The 20,996-nt window shown below is 72.4% G+C and carries 16 protein-coding genes and 1 pseudogene; 8 read left to right on the top strand and 9 right to left on the bottom strand.

Features of this window, described 5'->3' with window-relative positions:
- The first annotated feature begins 42 nt into the window (after window positions 1-42).
- The 3 genes from ABT296_RS01870 (at window position 43) to ABT296_RS01860 (ending at window position 6,806) form a co-directional block, all read left to right on the top strand.
- Complete coding sequence (locus ABT296_RS01870; protein ID WP_351922387.1) at window positions 43-4,392, top strand: aminotransferase class I/II-fold pyridoxal phosphate-dependent enzyme; 4,350 nt, start codon at window positions 43-45, stop codon at window positions 4,390-4,392.
- Window positions 4,389-5,117: a class I SAM-dependent methyltransferase gene (locus ABT296_RS01865; RefSeq protein ID WP_351922386.1), complete on the top strand. Its 729-nt coding sequence runs from the start codon at window positions 4,389-4,391 to the stop codon at window positions 5,115-5,117. The genes ABT296_RS01870 and ABT296_RS01865 overlap by 4 nt, the downstream gene beginning before the upstream one ends.
- 114 nt (window positions 5,118-5,231) lie before the next feature.
- Window positions 5,232-6,806: an alpha/beta hydrolase gene (locus ABT296_RS01860; RefSeq protein ID WP_351922385.1), complete on the top strand. Its 1,575-nt coding sequence runs from the start codon at window positions 5,232-5,234 to the stop codon at window positions 6,804-6,806.
- A gap of 5 nt (window positions 6,807-6,811) precedes the next feature.
- On the opposite strand, the gene ABT296_RS01855 is transcribed toward ABT296_RS01860, so the two are convergent.
- From ABT296_RS01855 to ABT296_RS01845, 3 genes and pseudogenes are all read right to left on the bottom strand, one after another.
- Entirely contained in the window at window positions 6,812-7,273 is a 462-nt protein-coding gene (locus ABT296_RS01855; protein WP_502977155.1) for a GNAT family N-acetyltransferase, read from the bottom strand.
- 63 nt (window positions 7,274-7,336) lie between these two features.
- Window positions 7,337-7,705, bottom strand: a pseudogene (locus tag ABT296_RS01850) (Imm7 family immunity protein); the annotation flags it as partial.
- 37 nt (window positions 7,706-7,742) lie between these two features.
- Window positions 7,743-8,165 (bottom strand): MarR family winged helix-turn-helix transcriptional regulator, encoded by a 423-nt coding sequence (locus ABT296_RS01845; RefSeq protein ID WP_351922384.1) that lies wholly within the window; start codon window positions 8,163-8,165, stop codon window positions 7,743-7,745.
- Between the two features lie 66 nt (window positions 8,166-8,231).
- Here ABT296_RS01845 and ABT296_RS01840 point away from each other — a divergent pair, with 66 nt between their 5' ends.
- On the top strand, window positions 8,232-8,654 hold the full coding sequence (locus ABT296_RS01840) for a PaaI family thioesterase (protein WP_351922383.1): 423 nt from the start codon (window positions 8,232-8,234) through the stop codon (window positions 8,652-8,654).
- Window positions 8,655-8,669: 15 nt separating this feature from the next.
- On the opposite strand, the gene ABT296_RS01835 is transcribed toward ABT296_RS01840, so the two are convergent.
- Entirely contained in the window at window positions 8,670-9,926 is a 1,257-nt protein-coding gene (locus tag ABT296_RS01835; RefSeq protein WP_351922382.1) for an arginine deiminase, read from the bottom strand.
- Window positions 9,927-9,944: 18 nt separating this feature from the next.
- On the bottom strand, window positions 9,945-11,372 hold the full coding sequence (locus ABT296_RS01830) for a basic amino acid/polyamine antiporter (protein ID WP_351922381.1): 1,428 nt from the start codon (window positions 11,370-11,372) through the stop codon (window positions 9,945-9,947).
- 149 nt (window positions 11,373-11,521) lie between these two features.
- Here ABT296_RS01830 and ABT296_RS01825 point away from each other — a divergent pair, with 149 nt between their 5' ends.
- Window positions 11,522-12,622: a baeRF3 domain-containing protein gene (locus ABT296_RS01825; RefSeq protein ID WP_351922380.1), complete on the top strand. Its 1,101-nt coding sequence runs from the start codon at window positions 11,522-11,524 to the stop codon at window positions 12,620-12,622.
- A 7-nt stretch (window positions 12,623-12,629) separates the two neighbouring features.
- On the opposite strand, the gene ABT296_RS01820 is transcribed toward ABT296_RS01825, so the two are convergent.
- Window positions 12,630-13,043 (bottom strand): SsgA family sporulation/cell division regulator, encoded by a 414-nt coding sequence (locus ABT296_RS01820; RefSeq protein WP_351922379.1) that lies wholly within the window; start codon window positions 13,041-13,043, stop codon window positions 12,630-12,632.
- Between the two features lie 453 nt (window positions 13,044-13,496).
- On the opposite strand from ABT296_RS01820, the gene ABT296_RS01815 reads away from it, so the two are divergent.
- Window positions 13,497-14,903 (top strand): PP2C family protein-serine/threonine phosphatase, encoded by a 1,407-nt coding sequence (locus ABT296_RS01815; protein WP_351922378.1) that lies wholly within the window; start codon window positions 13,497-13,499, stop codon window positions 14,901-14,903.
- 111 nt (window positions 14,904-15,014) lie between these two features.
- Here ABT296_RS01815 and ABT296_RS01810 read toward each other — a convergent pair whose 3' ends face one another.
- On the bottom strand, window positions 15,015-16,505 hold the full coding sequence (locus ABT296_RS01810) for a DNA-binding protein NsdB (protein WP_351922377.1): 1,491 nt from the start codon (window positions 16,503-16,505) through the stop codon (window positions 15,015-15,017).
- 253 nt (window positions 16,506-16,758) lie between these two features.
- On the opposite strand from ABT296_RS01810, the gene ABT296_RS01805 reads away from it, so the two are divergent.
- Together ABT296_RS01805 and ABT296_RS01800 are read left to right on the top strand one after the other, a co-directional pair.
- Window positions 16,759-17,898, top strand: a complete 1,140-nt coding sequence (locus ABT296_RS01805) for an aminoglycoside phosphotransferase family protein (RefSeq protein WP_351922376.1) — start codon at window positions 16,759-16,761, stop codon at window positions 17,896-17,898.
- A 172-nt stretch (window positions 17,899-18,070) separates the two neighbouring features.
- Window positions 18,071-20,008: an N-acetylmuramoyl-L-alanine amidase gene (locus tag ABT296_RS01800; RefSeq protein WP_351922375.1), complete on the top strand. Its 1,938-nt coding sequence runs from the start codon at window positions 18,071-18,073 to the stop codon at window positions 20,006-20,008.
- A gap of 13 nt (window positions 20,009-20,021) precedes the next feature.
- Here the strand turns inward: ABT296_RS01800 and ABT296_RS01795 are convergent, their stop codons facing one another.
- Both ABT296_RS01795 and ABT296_RS01790 read right to left on the bottom strand, forming a co-directional pair.
- On the bottom strand, window positions 20,022-20,519 hold the full coding sequence (locus ABT296_RS01795; protein WP_351922374.1) for a hypothetical protein: 498 nt from the start codon (window positions 20,517-20,519) through the stop codon (window positions 20,022-20,024).
- A gap of 186 nt (window positions 20,520-20,705) precedes the next feature.
- Complete coding sequence (locus ABT296_RS01790) at window positions 20,706-20,948, bottom strand: DUF397 domain-containing protein (RefSeq protein WP_351922373.1); 243 nt, start codon at window positions 20,946-20,948, stop codon at window positions 20,706-20,708.
- Window positions 20,949-20,996: the final 48 nt, after the last annotated feature.

Below are 20,996 nucleotides of genomic sequence, written 5' to 3'. Positions count from 1 at the left end.
CCGGCCAGGTGGACGGCAGGGTCCCCCCACGCGGGGAGGCGCATGACCTTGCACCCGCAACAGCGGCCGACGGCCGTACTGGTGACGCTGGTCGCGGTCGCCACCACCGTCTACCTGACCGTCCCCGCCGCACTCACCCCGGTCTGGGCCGTGATCGGCCTCCTGGGCGTCGGCGCCGTGCTGGTCGGCGTGCACCTGCACCGGCCCGCCCACCGATGGCCCTGGTGGGCACTGGCGGCCGGGCTGTTCACGTTCATCGCCGGTGACACGTACTACAACGTGATGGAGACGTACTTCGACGTCTCCAATCCGTTCCCCTCACCGGCCGACGCCTGCTATCTCGCCACCTATCCGCTCTTCGCCGTCGGTCTGTCCGGACTGATCCGCTACCGGTGGGCCGGCAAGGACCTGCCCAGCCTGCTGGACGCGCTGATCTTCACCGCGGGCCTCGCGCTCCCGGTGTGGGTGTACCTGATCCAGCCGCTCACCGAGGTGGAGGGGCTCACCTGGCAGCAACGGGCCATCAGCATCGCCTACCCCCTGGGCGACGTCCTCGTCCTGGCCCTGCTGGTCCGCCTGCTGGCCCCGACCCCGCTCAAGGGCCCCAACCGGTCGGTGCAGCTCCTGGTGATCGGCACCTCGACCCTGCTCCTGTTCGACATCGCCTACGGCATCCTCCAGCTCAACGACATGTGGCAGACCGGCACCCTGCTCGACGCCGGCTGGATCGCCTTCTACACCGCCTGGGGCCTGGCCGCGCTCCACCCGGCCATGGTGGAGCTGACCGCGTCCGTCCCCACCCGCGAGTCCCTCCTGCCGCCCGCCAGCCGCCTCCTGCTGCTGACCCTGGCGACCCTCATCGCACCGGGGATCCTGCTGCACGAGGCGATCCGCGGCACCGCCCACGACGCGGCCGTGATCGCCGCCTTCTCGGCCGTGCTGTTCCTGCTGGTCATCCTGCGGCTCGCGGTCATGGTCGTGGCCCACCGCAGAGCGGTGACCAGGGAACTCGCGCTGCGCGGTGCGGCCGCCTCACTGGTCTCCGCCTTCCGGCTGCCCGACGTCACCAGTTCCTGCGAGGCGGCCGTCGACCGCCTGCTCGGTCCCGGCGTACGGCACCGGACCCGGGTGCTGTCCACCGAGGAGACCGCCGACCCGGCCCTGCGCGCCTCCCACCTCACCACCCCCGACACCCTCGGCGCGGCCCTGGCCACCGAGTTCGCCGGACTGCCCGCGGTGCTGGTCTGCCCCATGACCCAGCCCGACCGCCCGGCCGACGGCCCCGCCGGCGCGCTGCTGGTCGCCGGCCCCGCCAGACGGCTCGCCGAGACCCGGGGCTCACTGGAGATCCTCGCCTCGCACGCCGGTCTCGCCGTCGAGCGCGTGCGCCTCCGCCAGGAGGTCGTGCGCCGGGAGAGCGAGGCGTACTTCCGCACGCTGGTACGCAACACCAGCGACGTCATCCTGATCGTGGAGGACGACGACACCATCCGGTACGCCAGCCCGTCGGCGGGCGCCGTGTTCGGCACCTCGGAACTGGCCGGCAGTTCGCTGCCGGACCTGATGGACCCCCGGGACCGGCCGCGGGCGGCCCGGGCGCTCGCGTCCATGCGGGACGACCAGTCCCGCGCCGGGCACGACCACTGGTGGGTGCACCGCCGCGACGGCCATGTCGAGGTCGAGGTGCGGTGCACCAACTTCCGCGCCGAGCCGACCGTGGGCGGCCTGGTGGTCACCCTGCGGGACGTGACCGAGCAGCGCCGGCTCCAGCAGGAGCTCACTCAGCGCGCCTTCCACGACTCGCTCACCGGGCTGCCCAACCGCACCCTGCTGCTGGAGCGGATCGAACGCGCCCTGCTCCGCGGCCGCCGCGAGTCCGCGCTGACCTGTCTGCTCTTCATCGACCTCGACGACTTCAAGCAGGTCAACGACACCCTCGGGCACAGCACGGGCGACCAGCTGCTGGACGCCGTCGGCACCCGTCTGTCCCGCACCCTGCGCCGCAGCGACACCGCGGCCCGGCTCGGCGGCGACGAGTTCGCCGTCCTGATGGAGGACGCCCGGGAGCCGCTCGACGCCGAGCTGCTCGCCGCGCAGGTGATCCAGGCGCTGTCCCGGCCGTTCGTGCTGGCCGACGAGGCGGTGACGGTCTCCGCGAGCGTCGGCGTGGCCACCGCGCGGGACAGCACCGACGCGGAGGAGCTGCTGCGCCACGCCGACCTCGCCCTGTACGCGGCGAAGGCGGCCGGCAAACGGCAGTGGCGGCGCTTCCAGCAGATGCTGCACACGCGGATGGTCGAGCGGCACGACCTGCAGAGCCGGCTGGCCCGGGCCGTCGCCGACGAGGAGTTCACCCTGCGCTACCAGCCGGTGGTGGACATCTCCGCGGGCCAGGTCGTGGGCTTCGAGGCGCTGGTGCGCTGGCCGGGCGCCCCGCGCCCGCCGGTGCTGCCGGAGCAGTTCATCACCCTCGCCGAGGAGACCGGGCACATCGCCGCCCTCGGCGCGTGGGTCCTGAAGAACGCCGTCAGCGACTTCGCCGGGCTCCCGGCGCTGACCCAGCCGCGCGAGGGGCCGCCGTTCATCAGCGTCAACGTCTCCGCCCGGCAGTTCCGCGACGGCGCCTTCCTGGACCATGTCGGCAACGCCCTGCGCACCCCCGGCCTCACCCCCGGCTCGCTCCAGCTGGAGCTGACCGAGACGGTGCTGCTGCGCCGGGACACCGAGGTCCAGGCGGTGCTGCACACCCTCAAGGAGCTGGGCGTGCGGATCGCGGTCGACGACTTCGGCACCGGCTTCTCCTCGCTGCGTTATCTGCGGGACTTCCCCATCGACGTGCTGAAGATCGACAAGTCGTTCATCGACGACATCACCCGGGACACCCAGCAGGTCGCGCTGGTCGAGGGAATCGTGCGGCTCGCCGACACCCTGGGCCTTCAGGTGATCGCCGAGGGCATCGAGGACCCGGCGCAGCGGGACCTGCTGGCCGGCATGGGGTGCCGGCTGGGGCAGGGCTATCTCTTCGCCCGCCCGATGACGATCGACCAGACCGAGCGGGTGATGCGGCGGCGCGGCGGCGGCCGTACGCCGTCGTCCCGGCCCCCGCGCCGGTCCCCCTCGCCGGCCACCGCGCCGAGCCGCCCGAACCGGGCGGAGGACCTGGAGCGGCTGCGGCGCACCAGCCCGATGAGCGACGCCGTCCTGGACGAGGTGCGCGGCCGGCACATCCGCAGCCGCGACCACTGGCTGATCGACTTCGCCTCCTGCAACTACCTCGGCTTCGACTGGGACCCTGAGATCATGGCCGCGGTGGAACCCGCGGTGCGCCAGTGGGGCACCCATCCGAGCTGGTCGCGGCTGCTGGGCAGCCCCCGGCTCTACCCGGCGATCGAGGAGCGGCTCACCGGACTGCTGGGCGCCCCGGACACCCTGCTGCTGCCGACGCTCACCCTCATCCACAACTCGGTCATCCCGGTCCTCGCGGAACAGGGGCACGTCTTCGTGGAGGCCACCGCCCACCGCACGGTCTACGACGGCTGCCTGGTGGCCCGCAGCCAGGGCGCCACGCTGCGGCGGTTCCACGCCGACCGGCCCGGCGAACTCGACTCGCTGCTGGCGGCGGCGCCCATGGGCGGGCCCCGGCTGGTGTGCCTGGACGGCGTGAACAGCATGAGCGGCAACGTCTGCGACCTGTCCGCGCTCGCCGCCGTCTGCCGCGCGAGGGGCGCCACCCTGTACGTCGACGACGCGCACGGCTTCGGCGTGATCGGCGAGCGGGGCCCGGACGAGCCGTGCGCGTACGGCTCCCGCGGCAACAGCGTGGTGCGGTACGCGGGCGACTCCTACGAGGGGATCGTGCTGGTCGCCGGGTTCTCCAAGGCCTACTCGTCGCTGCTGGCCTTCCTGGCGCTGCCGACCGGGCTGAAGAACCGGCTGAAGACGGCCGCGGCCCCCTATCTGTACTCCGGTCCCTCGCCCACGGCGTCGCTCGCCACGGCGCTCGCGGGCCTGGAGGTCAACGACCGCCGCGGGGACCTCCTGCGGGCGGACCTGCACCGCAAGACGGCCCGGGTGCTGGACCACCTGGCCTCCCTGGACGTGCACTGCCTCAACCGCGACGGGCTGCCCATCCTGGAGATCCCGCTGGCCGATCCGGACAGCCTGGACGCGGTCGGGCGGTTCCTGTGGGCCGAGGGCGTCTATGTGACGCTCGCCGCCTACCCGCTCGTCCCCCGGGACCGGGTGGGCTTCCGCGTCCAGCTCACCGCTCTCAACTCCGACGAGGACATCGACCGGCTGAACGGCACGCTGACCCGGCTGGCGCAGCGGTACCCGCTGCGGCGCCGGGCAGCGGGTGCCGCGGCCCAGGCACCGGGGCTGGTGCAGCCATGACGACCCACAACGACGACGTCGACTGGGACCGCTGGCCGGTCGCCGACTACCTCGCCGAGAACTACCGGGACGTGCATCCCTCGGACGCGGCGGTCATCGCGCACCACTCGGCGTTCTACCGGCATCTGCCGTCCGCCTCGGTGGACCGCTCGGTGGAGTTCGGGGCGGGGCCGAACCTGTATCCGCTGATGCTCGCGGCCGCGGTCAGCCGCCGGATCGAGGCCGTCGAGGCGGGCTCGGGGAACGTGGACTACCTGGAGCGGCAGATCATGTGCGGGCCCGAGGCGAGCTGGCTGCCGTTCCACACCCTGTGCCGGCGGCTCAACCCCGCCGTGCCGCCGACCCCGGCGCGGGCGCTGGCGCCGGTGCACGTGGTGCACGCGGACGTCCGTGACCTGCCGGCGGACGCCTACGGACTGGCGTCGATGCACTTCGTCGCCGAGGGTGCCACGGAGGACCTCGGTGAGTTCACCGCCTTCTGCCGGGCCTTCGTGCGCTGTGTCGCCCCGGGCGGGTACCTGGTGGCGGCGTTCATGGAGAACATGCCGACGTACCGCATCGGCCCGGCGTCGCGCTGGCCGGGCTGCCCGATCGACCCGGAGCGGGTGACCGACGTGTTCACCCCCCTGACCCAGGAGCTGTCGGTCACCCACATCGACTCCGACCCCACGCTCCCCGACTACGGCGACTCGGGGATGGTGCTGCTGTCGGGCGTGGCCCGGTGAGGCCCCCGCCGGCCGCGTCGGGCCGACTCGCCCGGAGGCGGTGTTCGCGCGGGCCGCCTATCGTGTTCGAGGGCGCCGCATCCCGGTCCGCCGACGGGCGCCCTGGAGGCATCGATGCCGGTCGTGCGGTCGAAACGGTCCGCCCTCGGACGCTGCGCGGTCATCTCGGCCGCCGCGCTCTGCCTGCTCGGGCTCGGACTGCCCGCGGCGAACGACGAGAAGCCGTCCCTGTCCCGCTTCTACGACCAGAAGGTGTCGTGGGGGAAGTGCGAGTTCATGGACGCGCCGGAGGACCTCCGGTGCGGGAAGGTCACCGTCCCCCTCGACTACGGCGACCCCGGCGCCGGCACGCTCGACCTCGCCCTCGCCCGCTACCGGGCCACCGGCGACTCCCGCGGTTCGGTCCTGCTCAACTTCGGCGGCCCCGGCGGCGCGGGCGTCCCGCAACTCGCCTACGGTGGCAAGGAGTTCATGAGCCTGACCGACGGCTACGACGTGGTGTCCTTCGACCCCCGCGGCGTCGGCAGGTCCTCGCCGGTCAGCTGCGGCGTCGGCACCGAGGAGACGTCCGACACCACGGACGACGGCACCGGCCTCGACTCCGATCCGCGGGCCCTGCTGGAGGAGATCCGCCGCACCGCCGCCGCCTGCGCCCGCAACTCCGGGCCGGTGCTGCCCCACATCGGCACCGTGAACGCCGCCCGCGACCTCGACGTGATGCGCGAGGCCCTCGGCGACGACAAGCTCAACTACCTGGGCTTCTCCTACGGCACACGGCTCGGCGCGGTGTACGCCAAGCAGTTCCCCGACAAGGTGGGCCGGATGGCGCTGGACGGGGTCGACACCCTCACCGAGTCGCTCACCGAGCAGGGCGTGGTGGGCGCCAGGGGCCAGCAGGCGGCGCTGGACGACTTCATCGACTGGTGCACCAAGGACATCGCCTGCCCGTTCGGCGAGGACGCGCGCACCGCGCGTGAGGAGGTCGTACGGCTGGTGCGGTCGATGGACAAGGACCCCGTGCCGACGGCCTTCGGTGACTCCTTCACCGGGCAGGACCTCGCGGGCGCCCTCGGACAGGGCCTGTACAGCGAGGAGTTGTGGCCGTCGCTGCAACGCGCCCTCGCCGCGCTGGTGGAGGACGGCGACACCACGGGCGTCGTGAACTTCGCGTACGGCGGCATCGCCGGGCCCGCGCGCGACGGCGACGGTGACGGCGGCCTCACCGATGCCGAGGAGGTGCCCCTGGACAACCTCCCGGCGGCGCTGATGGCGATCAACTGCGCGGACGATCCCGACCGCCCCGGCGCCGAGCGCATCACCCGCGACCTGCCCCGGCTGCGCGCCGAGTACCAGCGCGCCTCCCCGGTCTTCGGCCGCTACCGGCTCACCGAGATCCTCATGTGCTACGGCCGCCCGGCGGGCACCGACTTCATCCGCGACGCGGTCAAGGACCTGGACACCCCGAAGCTGCTCCTGGTCGGCACCCGGGGCGACCCGGCGACGCCGTACCGCTGGACCGTGGAGACCGCGAAGCGGCTCGGCTCCGCGGCCGTCGTCCTGGACAACCGCGACGGCGGGCACACCGGGTACGCCTCCTCCACCTGCGTGCAGCGCACGGTGGATGCGTTCCTGCTGTACGGCTCGCTCCCGGCGGACGGCAGTTCGTGCGGCCCCGAGGAGATCGGCTGACCCCGTCAGGCCCCCGCCGCGTAGCAGCGGACGGCCACCGTGCGCCCCGGGCCCCACTCCTGGTCGACGGTGGCCAGCAGCCGCCAGCCGAGCCGCTCGTACAGGGCCGCCGCGGCCGTGTCGGAGGCCACCACGTCGAGCACCGGCCACAGACCGCGCTCCCGCGCCGCGGCGACGGCCCGCTGCACCAGCAGTGCGCCGATCCCCTGCCCGCGCGCGGAGGGGGCGACGAAGAGCCGGCTGATCACGGCGGCGGCCGCCGCGTCGGTCCCGGACAGGGCGCTCCACACTCCGGGCGCCGCGTCGCCCGGGCCGCCGCGGGACAGCCGGACGTGCCCGGCGAGCCGGCCGTCGGTCTCCGCGACCCAGGTCGCGAGGTCCGACGGCGGGGCCAACCAGGCGGCCGGGTCGTCCGGCCAGTCGACGGGGTAGCCGTCCCGGCCGTGCACCTCGGCGAGGACGCGCACACAGGCGTCGAGGTCCCGGTCGGTCCGGGGCCGCACGAGGACGCCGTAGGGGTCCTCCAGGACGGGGACGCACGGCGACAGCAGCGGTTCCGTGTGCCGGCTGACGACGCCTCGGGCGAGCCTGAGCACCCGCACCTCGTTCTCGTGGCCCGGGTCCTCGTCGTCGATGACGTGCAGGAGTCCGTAGGAGCCCGGGGCGACCCCCGCGACATGTTCGAACAGGGCGAGGACATCGGGCTCCGACCGGTGGTTGGAGCTGCCGCCGACATGGACGAACACCTCCCCGTTCATCCAGCGCAGGTCGGCGAGGTACGGGCTGTCCATGGCCTCGATGCGCAGGCGCAGCCCGTCGACGATCCGGCCCAGCCGGGCCTCGTCGTCGTCCGCGACCGCGCTCTCCCGCACGGTGATCCAGCCGTGGTACTCGAACACTTGGGGCGCCTCGTCGTCGGGTCTCGGTCGTCGGGTCTCAGTCGTCGTACGCGATGCGGTGCAGGGCTGCCGCGGTCCGGGTGAAGCCGTCGTCGCCCAGCAGGGTGCGCAGTTCGGTGTTGAAGCGGTCGATCTCGGGGCGGGCGGCGTGCAGGGCGGTCCGTCCGGCTTCGGTCAACTCCAGGACCACGGCGCGGTGTTCGCTCGGGTGCGCCGATCTGGTGAGCAGGCCGGCCGTGGTCAGGCGGGCGACCAGGGCGGTCACGGCGGACTCGCGCAGGCCGAGCGTGCGGGCCAGCGACCGCTGGGTGGCGCCCGGCCGCTCCTCGACGGCGAACAACGCGCCGAGCTGGGCGGTGGTGACGCCCGCCGCCGCGACACAGCGGCGGTCGGCGGTGGTGCGCAGCCGGTGCGCGGCCCGCTGCAACAGGAAGTACAGGCGGTCGTCGGGCTCGGACATGGGCCGATCTTGACAGAGCCGACCGGCGCGCGCCAGTCTCAGTTCACTAGTGAAGTGAGGTGCGGGATGAACGAGATCGCCGATCTGGAACAGGCCCGGGTGATCCTGGCGGCGCAGCCCTTCAGCGCCCTGCTGGGCGCCCGGCTCACCGCCTTCGGCGAGGGCGAGGCCGTCCTGGAGGTCGACATCCGCGAGGAACTGCTCCAGCAGTACGGCTTCGTGCACGGCGGGGTCCTCGGCTACGCCGCCGACAACGCGCTCACGTTCGCCGCGGGCACCGTGGCGGGCGCCGGGCTGATCACGGCCGGGTTCACCATCGACTATCTGCGCCCCGCGCGGGGGGAGGTGCTGCGCGCCCGTGCGCGGGTCGTCCGGGCGGGGCGCACCCGCGTGGTCGCGCGCTGCGACCTGTCGACGGTCGAGGGCGGCGGCGCGCCGGCCCTGTGCGCGGTCGCCCAGGGCACGATCGCCGTCCGGCAGGCCGCCTGAGCCCGCCGGGAGGCGTCAGAAGTCGACCGGGTCCCGGACGATCGGGCAGGTCATGCAGTGGCCGCCGCCCCGGCCGCGGCCCAGTTCGGCGCCGACGATGGTGATGACCTCTACGCCCGCCCTGCGCAGCAGCGTGTTGGTCTGGGTGTTGCGGTCGTAGGTGAACACCACGCCCGGTTCCAGCGCGACCGCGTTGTTGCCGCTGTCCCACTGCTGGCGCTCGGAGGCGTAGACGTCCCCGCCGGTCTCCACCACCCGCAGCTCCGGCAGGCCGAGGGCCTTGGCGACGACGTCGACGAAGGACGCCGGGGCCTCGTCGACGACCTCCACGCCGGGAGCCTTGTCGCTGGGCCGCAGCGAGAAGGTGTGGACGCCGTCCATGATGGTCGGGTAGAGGGTGACCAGGTCGCGGTCGGCGAAGGTGAACACCGTGTCCAGGTGCATGGCCGAGCGCAGCCGCGGCATGCCGGCGACGACGACGTGCTCGGCGGCGCCGCCCTCGAACAGCGCCTTCGCGACCTGGGTGATGGCCTGGCGCGAGGTGCGCTCGCTCATCCCCATCAGCACCACGCCGCGTCCCACCGGCATGATGTCGCCGCCCTCGAACGTCGCCTGCCCCCAGTCGAGTTCGGGGTCGCCCCACCACACCGTGGAGCCGGCGTAGTCGGGGTGGAAGCGGTACACCGCCTTCATCAGCAGCGTCTCGTCGTGACGGGCGGGCCAGTACAGCGGGTTGAGGGTGAGCCCGCCGTAGAGCCAGCAGGTGGTGTCGCGGGTGTAGAGGGTGTTGGGCAGCGGCGGCATCAGGTACTCGCGCACGCCGGTCGACTCGCGGGCCAGGGCGACACTGGCGGAGCGGTACTCGTCGGGCAGGTCCCCGGTGGCCAGACCGCCGATCAGGTACCGGGCCAGCTCGGCCGTCTTCAGGGTCTCCAGATACGCCCGGGTGCCGTCCACGAGCCCGAGACCGACCTCGTTGGGCACGATCTTGCGGTCGAGGAGCCAGTCCCGGGCGCCCGGCACGGCCATCGTCTGCGCCAGCAGATCGTGCAGCTCGATCACGTCGACACCGCGCTCGCGCAGCTTGTTGACGAAGTCGGCGTGGTCGCGCTGGGCGTTCTCGACCCACATCACGTCGTCGAAGAGCAGGTCGTCGGAGTTGCTCGGGGTCAGCCGGCGGTGTGCCAGGCCGGGCGCGCAGACCAGTACCTTGCGCAGCCGGCCGACCTCGGAGTGGACGCCGTACACGGGAGGGGTTTGTTGACTGCTCACACTGCACCTTCCGGGGGTTCAGATGCTGATCCAGCCCAGCGTCAGGGCCACGACGCCGATCACCGCGCCGATCACCGACACGGCGAGGATGACGAGTTCGCGGGCGCTGAAGACCCGTCTTCCCTGCTCCTTGCGGGCCATGACGAACAGCACGGAGGCGGGCGCGTAGACGATCAGGGAGACCAGGAGGAACTTCAGCCCGGCCGCGTAGATGAGGAAAGCCGTGTAGAAGGTCGCCAGCGCCGCGACGACCAGTTCGGTGGCGCGCTGCCGTTCCCCTGCGGCGGAGATCTTCAGCGCGAAGGCCGCGGCGAGCAGGAACGGGATCAGGGTGAGCGCGCTGGTCAGGTTCAGGGCGAAGTCGAAGGCATCGTCGGAGAAGTAGGTGACGATCAGGAAGACCTGGCTCAACGCCGTGCTCATCACCAGCGCGGGCAGCGGCACGTCGGCGGGGGTGGACCGCTTGAGGAAGCGGGGCATGTCGTCGTCCTTGGCGGCCACGAACAGCACCTCGGCCGCCATCAGCGTCCAGGCGAGATAGGCGCCGAGGACGGAGACGATCAGCCCGACGCTGATGAAGACCTGCCCCCAGTTGCCCACCGCGTGCTCCAGCACCCCCGCCATGGAGGGCTGGCGCAGCTCGGCGATCTCGCCCATCGGCATCAGGCCGTAGCTCACCACGGTCACCGAGGCGAAGACCGCGAAGACGCTCAGGAAGCCCAGCACGGTCGCCCGTCCGACGTCCTCCCTGCGCCGCGCGTGCCGGGAGTAGACGCTGGCGCCCTCCACCCCGAGGAAGACGAAGACGGTGGCCAGCATGGTGCCCTTGACCTGCTGGAACAGCGAACCGGCATAGTCGGCGCCGCCGAAGTTGTCGGCGAAGACGGCCGGTTCGAAGTAGAACAGCGCGATCACCACGAAGATGAGGATCGGCACCACCTTGGCGACGGTGACGATCCGGTTGATGGCGGCCGCCTCCTTCACCCCGCGGCTGATCAGCCAGAAGAACAGCCACAGCCCCGCCGAGGAGAGCACCACCGCGAGGACCGTGTCGCCGTCGCCGAGCGCCGGTGCCACCGCGCCGATGGTGGACATGATCAGTACCCAGTACGTCACGTTGCCGACGCAGGCGCTGGCCCAGTACCCGAAGGCGGAGAAGAAGCCCAGGTACTCGCCGAACCCGGCCTTGGCGTAGGCGTAGACACCGGCGTCCAGGTCGGGACGGCGCACCGCGAGGGTCTGGAAGACGAACGCCAGCATCAGCATGCCGGTGCCGGCCACCGCCCAGGCGATCAGGGCTCCGGCGACGCCGGTCTCCTGGGCGAAGCGGCTCGGCAGGGAGAAGACACCGGCGCCGACCATCGAGCCGACCACCATCATGGTGAGCGTCGGCAGACTCAGCTTGGCGGTGCGGGACTGCTCGGTCGTGGTCCGGGCCTCGGCCATGGGCGTCCTTGGGCGATCGGGCATCACCGCAGGTCGACGATGCGGGGGCGCCATCCGGCGGTCCGAGCGAGATTAACAGCGAAATGCCGGGAATGCCCGCCCAGTTTGCTCCTTGTGCCAGATAAGCGAAACGGTTCTATCGTGCTGTCATGGAGCATGCACTGAGTCCCGCCGCACTCGCCGAGCTGCGCCGCCCGCGCCCGTACCCCGCGGTCTCCGTCCTCACCCCGACGCACCGCCGGGAGCCCGAGAACGCCCAGGACCCGGTCCGGCTGCGCAATGTCGTCGCCGACGCCAAGAAGCAGCTGGAGGCGGATCCCGCGGTCACCCGGGAGCGCCGCATCGACGTCGTACGACAGCTGGAGGAGGCGCTCACCGAGGTGGACCTGGCCCATGCCGAGGACGGCCTGGTGATCTTCGCCGCCCCGGGTGAGCACCAGGTGTGGTCGCTGGCCCGGACGGTGCCCGAGCGGGTGGTCCTCTCCGACACCTTCCTCACCCGCAACCTGGTCTCGGCGCAGGCCGCCGAGCGGCCGTTCTGGGTGCTGTCGGTCTCCGCCGACCGCGTCACCCTGTGGAACGGCGGCGGCGACCGGGTCGTGGAGGAGCGCGTCGGCGGCTTCCCGATGACCCGGAGCATGGACAACTTCGACGCCGAGCGCCAGGAGCGGATCGGCGACCTGCCGAGCACCTTCCGCGACGAGGCCACCCGGCACTTCCTGCGGGACGCGGACACCGCGATGGGCCGGGTGCTGCGGCACGATCCGCGCCCCGTCTACGTCACGGGCGAGACGGCCGCGCTGTCGCTGCTCGACGAGGTCGGCGGCAGCATCACCCATGACGCCGTCCACATCCGGCACGGCGGCCTCGCGGACTCCACCGCCGAGACGGTCTGGCAGGCGGTGCACCCCATGGTGACCGCCGACAGCCGCAGGACCGCCGACCAGGTGGCCCGCGACCTGGAGTCGGCCCGCGGCCGCAGGGCGTACGCGGCCGGACTCGACGAGATCTGGCGGAACGCCCGGGAGGGCCGGGTCGGCCTGCTGGCGGTCGAGGAGAACTACCGCGCGATCGTCCGCGACGACGCCGGCGACCATCTGATCCCGGCCGAGAGCGGCGACCTCGACGCCCGCGAGGACATCGTGGACGAGATCGTCGAGCAGTGCCTGGAGACCGGCGCCGACGTCCGCTTCGTACCGGACGGCACGCTCGGCGACGCGACCGGCATCGCCGGCGTGCTGCGCTACTAGGGGTCGGTCAGACGCTGCCGAACAGGGCGCTGAGACCCTCCTCGACGGCCGTCGCGACATCCTCCTGCCCGGCCGGGACGACGTCGTAGCTGCGCCCGAGGAACCCGCGCAGCGCCGAGCTTTCGAACTGCATCAGGGCCAGCCCGTACGGCGAGTGGAACTCCAGCACCGTGCGGGCCGGTCCGCACGGCCAGATGTGCACGTCCCCGGCGCCCGCCGCGGAGCGCAGCCCGTCGGCCAGCAGCGAGCGGGCGAAGGTCCAGGTGACGCCCTCGCCGTCCAGGGACACCTCGGCCGGGAAGTCGATGTAGACGGCCAGCGGGTCCGCCGCCCCGTAGCGGAGCGTGGCGGTGGCGGGCAGTTCGCGCTCGTCGGCGGTGATCAGACGAGCCTCTACGGGCTGCTCCAAGGTGATGTCCATGACGGTCCCCCCGCGGGTCAGTGGTCGGACCGGCAGCGGCCGGTCTGCCAGTACGACCTCGAAGTCGCCGATTGCATTACGGCGGAACCGAAGGTTCCGGCGTGACCTGCGTCACATCGAATCCAGGCGTTTTCCCTTTACGACCACGAAACCGCCCGAAGCCGCCACACTGGGCCGCGGAATACTCGAACTGGTGGCCGTCGAACACGCACCAGGACCCTCGACCGACAGTCTCGACACACCGTCACATCACGTACTCCGACTACGACTTGACGCAGTGAGGACCTACCTCATCGGTACGAGGGAACGCCACCGAAAAGACTGTGGCATATGCCAGGTGCACCACCGTATCGGGTGTTGCCAAATCCCTTACAGCGCGTCGCGGGCTGTGCAACAGTCGTAGCGGTCCCTCCGTCGCATTTGGCCGTACCGTCCCCTTCACCGGAGTGCGTCATGCCGTCCCATCTCTCCGCGGACCGCCCAGCGGCCCAGCCGCCCGGACGCGGCTCGGTCGAAGCGCTGATATCGCAGGCGCGGCGGCTCAAAGGCGACGTGGACGCCGTGCGACGGGACACGCCCGGTGACGGCACGGACCCCCAGGAACGCTGGCAGCGCGCCCTGTGCGATCTGGCCCTGACCCAACTCGACGACCTCGACGCCCACTTGGCGCAACTGCGGGAGGGACCGCCGCCGGTGCCGACGGCCCCCGCCGCCGACCCCGTGCCGTCCGCACCGCACGGCGGCTCCCTGCTCAGCCGGGTGGGCAGCGCGGAGTGGAACCTCCTGACGGACGAGGCGAGTTGGTCCGGCGAGCTGTACCAGATCCTGGGCCGGGACACCTCCGCTCCCCCGCTCACCCTGGACGAACTGCCCTCCCTGGTCCTCGACGAGGACCGGCCCAAGCTCACCTCGATGGTCACCGACTGCCTCATCGACGCCAAGCCCATCGACGGGGAGTTCCGCGTCCTGCGCCCCGACGGAGAGGTCCGGACCGTCCACATGATGGGCGAGCCCGTGCTCGGCGGCGACGGCAGCACCGCCTCCATGTGGGCCGTCCTCCGGGACGTCAGCCAACTGCGGCTCAGCCAGCGCGCGGTGAGCGACACCGAGGACACCCTCCAGCGCCAGCGGCACCGCGAGGAGACCGAGCACCGGCTGGCGGCCGAGCTCCAGGAAGCCGTACTGCCGCCGTGGCGGGGCTCGCTGCGCCGGCCGCACCAGGGCCCCCAGAGCCTCGACCTGGCCGCCCACTGCCTCCCCTCCGGCTCCGGTTCACCGATCGGCGGCGACTGGTACGACGCCCTCGAACTCCCCGACGGCGAGACCCTGCTGAGCGTCGGCGACCTCACCGGGCACGGAGTGTCGGTCGCCTCGGGCATGGCGACCCTGCTGGGCGCCGTGCGCGGCATGGCGATGGCCGGCACCGAGCCGGGACAGCTGCTGTCCTGGCTCAACCAACTCCTCGACGCCACCGTGCAGCCGGCCCTCGGCAGCGCGGTCTGCTGCCGCTACCGGCCCCGCACCCGCACCCTGGTCTGGGCGCAGGCCGGACACCCCGCCCCACTGCTGTTCCGCGGCGGGACGGGGCGCAGACTGCGGTCACCGGACGGCGTGCTGCTGGGCGCGACGACCGGTGCCGCCTACGGACAGGCCGAAACGGCACTGGAGACCGGCGACCTGCTGCTCCTGCACACCGACCAACTGGTGTCCGGGCACAGCGAGACGGAAGGCCTGGACCGCCTCCTCGACCTGGCCCCGCGCCTGGACACGGCGGACACCGCCCAGGACTGCTTGCGGATGGTCGTGGAGGAGTTCGACGCCGACGACGCCTGTGTACTGGTCGCCAGGGTGACGCACTGACAACACCCGTTCGTCCGGCGGACACCGTTGTCCGCCGACCGACGTGGTTACCCGCCGACCGACCGTCTGCAACGAGGCCGACCGACGCCGTTCCGTCGAGCGCACAGGCCCCTATGCCCGTGCGCTGCTGCCGCCCTTCGCCGGCTTCGGCAGGGCCAGCCTGATCTCCTCCCGCAGTTCGTTGATCCTCGGATAGCTGGAGTACTCGGCGGTCAGCCGGTACATCTGCCGCAGCCGGTCCCAGGTGCGGTGCGAGGAGTTGGAGCCCATCGAGACCAGCGCCAGCCGCGCGTAGCGGTCGGCCTGCTCGGGGTCGTCGGCGATGAAGCAGGCCGAGGCCATGGACAGGAAGTCGAAGATCTTCGACCGCTGCCGGCCGTCGACCCGCAGGGACAGGGCCTTCTCCGCGTAGTGCTGGGCGTGCGCGGCCGCCTGCGGCTCGTACTCGGCCAGCGTGCGGTAGGCGAGGGCCTGCATGCCGTACAGGTCCTCCTCCTTGAAGGTCTGCATCCAGCTCGGGGGCGGCACGTCGCCCCGCTCGGAGACGAACAGGTCCTCCGCCTGTCCCAGGGTGCGGCGCATCGCCTGGCCCTTGCCCATGGACGCCTGTGCCCAGGCCTCGATGGTGTAGAGCATCGCCCGGGTCCGCGGCAGCACCTCGTCGCCGGAGCCGGAACGGGCGAGCTTCATCAGGTCCAGCGCGTCGTCGGGCCGACCCAGGTGCACCATCTGGCGGGCCGCCCGGGAGAGCGCCTCCCCGGCGCGGGGCCGGTCGCCGCCCTCACGGGCCGCGTGGGCGGCGATGACGAAGTACTTCTGGGCCGTGGGCTCCAGGCCGACGTCGTGCGACATCCAGCCCGCGAGGACGGCGAGGTTGGCCGCGACGCCCCACAGGCGCCGCTGGAGGTGTTCGGGGTGGTGGTAGGCGAGCATGCCGCCCACCTCGTTGAGCTGTCCCACCACTGCCTTGCGTTGCAGCCCGCCACCGCGGGCCGCGTCCCAGGCACGGAACACCTCCACCGAGCGCTCCAGCTCCTCGATCTCCTGCGACCCGATGGGGGCGGCCTCGTAGCGGTCGAACCCGGCGGGGTCGGCGTGCAGGGGATCGTCGAATCGGGGAGCGTCGGAGGTGAGAGTCGGATCGGTCTGCAGCCAGTCGTGCATGGCGCTGCTGAGTGCGGATCCCGCGGCGAGCGCGGCACCCGCGCCCACCAAGCCGCGTCGGTTGAGCATGAGGTCCATTCCCGTGAATTCGGTGAGGACCGCAGCCGTCCGCTCGGGCGCCCACGGCACGCCGTCGGGATGTTCCGCATTCCCGCCGCCCTGCCGTTTTCCCGTACGCCCGTGCCGGACCAGACCGAGGTCCTCGATGGTCACGACACGGCCGAGTCGCTCGGTGAACAGAGCCGCCAACGCCCTCGGCACCGGATCGCGCGGGATCTCTCCCATGTCGATCCAACGCCGCACCCGTGAGGTGTCGGTCGACAGCTGGGGGTGGCCCATGGCCGCCGCCTGCCGGTTGACCAGCCTCGCGAGTTCACCCTTGGACCAGCCGGCCAGGCCGAACAGGTCCGCGAGGCGGGAGTTGGGTTGTCCGTTCACGTCAAGCCCCCAGGTTCTCGGCTGAGTTGACAGTAGCCCGGTGAGAGTTGCCGGGCGACTATTCGCCAGGGTTCGCCAGGGTGCGCCAGATGGTGTGCCACTGGGCAACGGGTGTCAGGTAGGAACGCGCCACCCCGACCCGGTCGCCGCCAGGCAAAAGGCGTACTCCCCAGGGTGCGCCCGGGTGACCGGGTCGGGTAGCGCACTTGCGCTTCACAGGCACTGCAGGCACACGAAGGGATCTGTTCAGCCCATGTACGCAGCATCGTCCTCCGTGTCCGCCCCGCCCCGGACGCTGCACCCCCGCCCGGCGGGCAGCGGCCCCTACCTCGACCCCGCCCGCTCGGCCTCCCCCGTCCTCGGGACGGGACGGACGCGCCGCGCCCCGGGGCTCGGCACGCAACCGCTCAGCGGGAGACTCGACTTGTCCGGCCCCCAGGGCGCCCAGCTGCGTACGGCCATCGCGTCGGTGCACCGGATCTGCCCGGAGTTCGCCCCGGTCCAGGTCCTGCGCCGCAGCGGGCGGGTCGTGCTCCTCGTGGGGACGACAGGACGCAGCACGGCCGTCGCCAAGTGTTTAGTGGACCACTCCCCGGTGTGGTCGGAGCGGATCCGGCACGAAATAGCGGCCTACCGCTCGTTCGTCCGGCACCGCCCCCCGGTGCGGGTGCCCCGGCTGATCGCGGCGGACCCGGACAACTGCACCCTGGTGATCGAGCGGATGCCGGGACGTGTGGCGGCGCTCCAGCGCCACCCTGTCGAGGCACCGCCCCGGGCGGACGTCAAGGCGGCACTCGCGGCGATCTGCCGGCTCAACGCCTGGCGGCCGCCGGCCGGCACCTTCGACGCCCCGCTGGACTACCCGGCGCGCATCTCCCGCTACCACGAGCTGGGGCTGCTCACCGACCGCGACATGGGCGACCTCCAGAAGCTGCTGCACGGCATCGCGCACTCGGCGGGCCGGCAGGGCATGGGCCAGTTCTGCCACGGCGAGGCACTGCTCTCGAACATCCTCCTCTCACCGGCCGGTCCAGTGCTGGTGGACTGGGAGCACGCGGGCTGGTACCTGCCGGGCTACGACCTGGCGACCCTCTGGTCGGTCCTCGGGGACGCACCGGTCGCGCGCCGGCACATCAGCCAGATCGCCCAGACGGCGGGCCCCGCCTCGCGGGACGCCTTCCTGGTGAACCTGATGCTGGTGCTGACCCGGGAGATCCGCACCTACGAGACGGCCGTGCAGCGTTCGATGCACGACACGACCCCGGCGGCACCGGGGATGGCCCACCCGGGTGCTGCGCCGTCCGGCGAGGAACAACGGCTGCTGCTCAGGCGGCTGCACGACGACTGCCAGATGGCCCGGCGGGCCGTGCGCGCGGCGGTCGGCACTCGCTGACGGGGACGGCGGTCCGCGGCGCGCCCCGAAGAACGGCGCACCGCGGACCTTCGTGCGTCCCCCACCTCCCCCACTCCTGGGCGTGATTGACGGATCGTCGGCCGGCCGGTAGCACGGACGCATCGTTGTGCCCCGCACGGCTCATCGCACCCGACCGTCCCAGGAGGCTGCTTTGCGACGATCCGTCACCACTCCGAGGAGAGCCGCCGTTCCGGTGGCCTCCGCCGCGCTGCTGCTGCCCCTGGTCGGCGCGGCTCCCGCCCCCGCCCCGCACCCGGCCCCGAGTCTGCAGTCGGCGTTCGCCGACGCCGCGGCCGAGTACGGCGTCCCGCGCAGCGTGCTGCTGGGTGTCTCCTATCTCCAGTCCCGCTGGGACGCGCACGCCGGAGCGCCGAGTGTGACCGGCGGCTACGGCCCCATGCATCTCACCGACGCCCGGACGGCGCTCGCCGGGGCCGTCCACCACAGCGAGGGCGCGGAGGACGCCCGCGGCGACCAGGCCCGCCCGGCGCTCGTCCCCGAGGAGCGGATCGGGTCGGCCGGCGAGGTGCCGGCCCGGCTGAGGACGCTGCCGAGGGCGGCGGAGCTGACCGGGCTGAGCGCCGAGCGGCTGCGTACCGACCCCGCCGCCAATGTGGCGGGCGGCGCGGCCCTGCTCGCCGCGGCCCAGCGGCGGCTCGGCGCGCCCCCGAGCGCGGACCCGGCGGACTGGTACGGGGCCGTGGCCCTGTTCTCGGGAGCCGACGACCGCGCGACGGCCGCCGCCTACGCCGACGAGGTGTACTCGGTGCTGCGCACCGGCGGTGAGCGGGTCACCGACACGGGGCAGCGGGTCGCCCTGGCCGCGCGGCCGGAACTCACGCCCGACACCGGCACCCTGGCGGACGCCGGGCTGCGCGCCCCGGCCGCCGGTGGGACGGAGTGCCCGGCGTCGGTGTCCTGCGAGTGGATCCCGGCCCCGTACGAGGAGTTCGGGGACGGCGACTACGGCAACCACGACCTGGGCGACCGGCCGGGCTCGCAGAGCATCGACTACATCGTCGTGCACGACACCGAGGGCGCCTGGGAGGGGGTCCTCGACCTCGTCCAGGACCCGACGTACGTCTCGTGGAACTACTCCCTGCGCTCCACCGACGGTCACATCGCCCAGCATCTGAAGGCGAAGGACGTCGGCTGGCACGCGGGCAACTGGTACGTCAACGCGAAGTCGATCGGTCTGGAGCACGAGGGGTTCCTGGCGAACCCGGACGCCTGGTACACGGAGGCGATGTACCGCTCGTCGGCCCGGCTGGTGAAGTACCTGGCGCGCAGGTACGGCATCCCGCTGGACCGGCAGCACATCCTCGGCCACGACACGGTGCCGGGGCCGACCGCGGCGACGATCCGGAACATGCACACCGACCCGGGCCCCTACTGGGACTGGCGGCACTACTTCGAGCTGCTCGGCCGCCCGCTGGTGCCGACCGCCGGGAAGCACGGCGGACTCGTCACGATCCGCCCCGACTACGCCACCCACCAGCCGTCGTACACCGGCTGCACGACCGCGGGGCAGAGTTGCGCCCCGCACGGTTCGAGCGCGGTACGGCTGTACTCCGGGCCCGGTGAGTCGTACCCGCTGATCAAGGACATCGGTCTGGGGATCACGCCGACCACCGGGGTGAACGACCTGTCCTCGCGGGTCTCCACCGGGCAGCGGTTCGCGGTCGCCGGACGGGACGGGGACTGGACCTCGATCTGGTACCTGGGGCAGCGGGCCTGGTTCCACAACCCGGCGAAGGCGCCGACCGCCGTCCCCGCGAAGGGGCTCGTGGTGCGGGCGAAGGAGGGCGTGGAGAGCGTCCCTGTGTACGGGAGGGCCTACCCGGAGGCGTCCGCCTACCCGGAGGGGGTACCCGTCCAGCCGGTCTCACCGCTGCCGTACCAGCTGCTCGCGGGGCAGAGGTACGTGGTCGGGGACAGGGTTCCCGGTCAGTACTACTACGCGGTGACCTTCGACGAGGCCACGCACCGGGTGGTGACCGGCGAGGACCTGTACTACGAGATCCAGTTCGGCCACCGGGTGGCGTTCGTCAGGGCCGCGGACGTGGAGGTGGTGTCCTCGGCCCGGTAGGGCACGGCGGGCCTCAGCCCTGCTGGAACAGCTCCGCGGGCAGGGGCTTCAGCAGGGCGTAGAGGTCGTCGGTGATGGGACGGTCCCAGGCGGCGATGGTCACCAGGACGTTGTCGCTGCGGTCGAACTGCACGCAGGAGATCCGGCCCTCGGAGAGCTTCAGCCGGCGCACGATGAGGAGGTTGTCGCCCTGCATCACCGGGACGTCCTCGGTGCTGACGACGGTGATCTCCTCGTCGTTCTCCAGGGCCAGCAGCAGTTGGGCGACCTCGAAGGGGATCTCGCCCTCGGCGACCTCGCGGGCCGGGGAGCCCTCGGGGAGATTGCCGATGATCATCGCGGGGCCGCGGCCGCCGAACAGGTCGTAGCGCAGGAAGACACCCTGGCAGCTGCCGTCGGGGGCGGGCAGCAGTCCGGCGCCCAGATTGCCGGGCCAGTCGCCCGGGTCCATGGCCAGGACGTCGAAGTCGGGCCCGGCGGGCGTGGCGCTGCGGCGGCGGAGGAACGACATGCCGCCATGGTACGTGTCCGGGGCGGGTCCATGACGGCTGGGCGCCCCGTCTCCACCGCGCCGTGAGGGCGCGCCGCGAGGGCGCCCGGCCGCGCCGGGGCCGGGTCGGCTGCGGAGGTGTTCATTCCGCCGGCTGGGGCGGGATCGGCCCGCCGGACCGGGTCCGGCGGGTCCGGCGCGTCCGGCTCAGGTGAGGTCGAACTCGCCCTCCCGCGCGCCCGAGACGAACGCGCCCCATTCCGCGGGGGTGAAGATCAGGGAAGGGCTCTGGGGGCTGCCGCTGTTGCGCATCGCGATGAAACCCTCCACAAAGGCGATCTGGACGTCTCCCAGACCGCGGCTGCTCGAGTGCCAATCGGCGTTGCTGAGGTCCAGCTCCGGCTTGTCCCAACCGATGGGCGGCTGCTGCTGGATGGTGCTCTCGGCCACGTCCGTGCTCCTCCCGGTTCGTCGTCCGCGGCCAGCCTAGCGAGCGGC

Origin of the sequence: Streptomyces sp. NPDC000983, assembly GCF_040299205.1 — a bacterium.
GTDB lineage: Bacteria > Actinomycetota > Actinomycetes > Streptomycetales > Streptomycetaceae > Streptomyces.
This window is presented reverse-complemented; position numbering and strand designations above follow the sequence as displayed.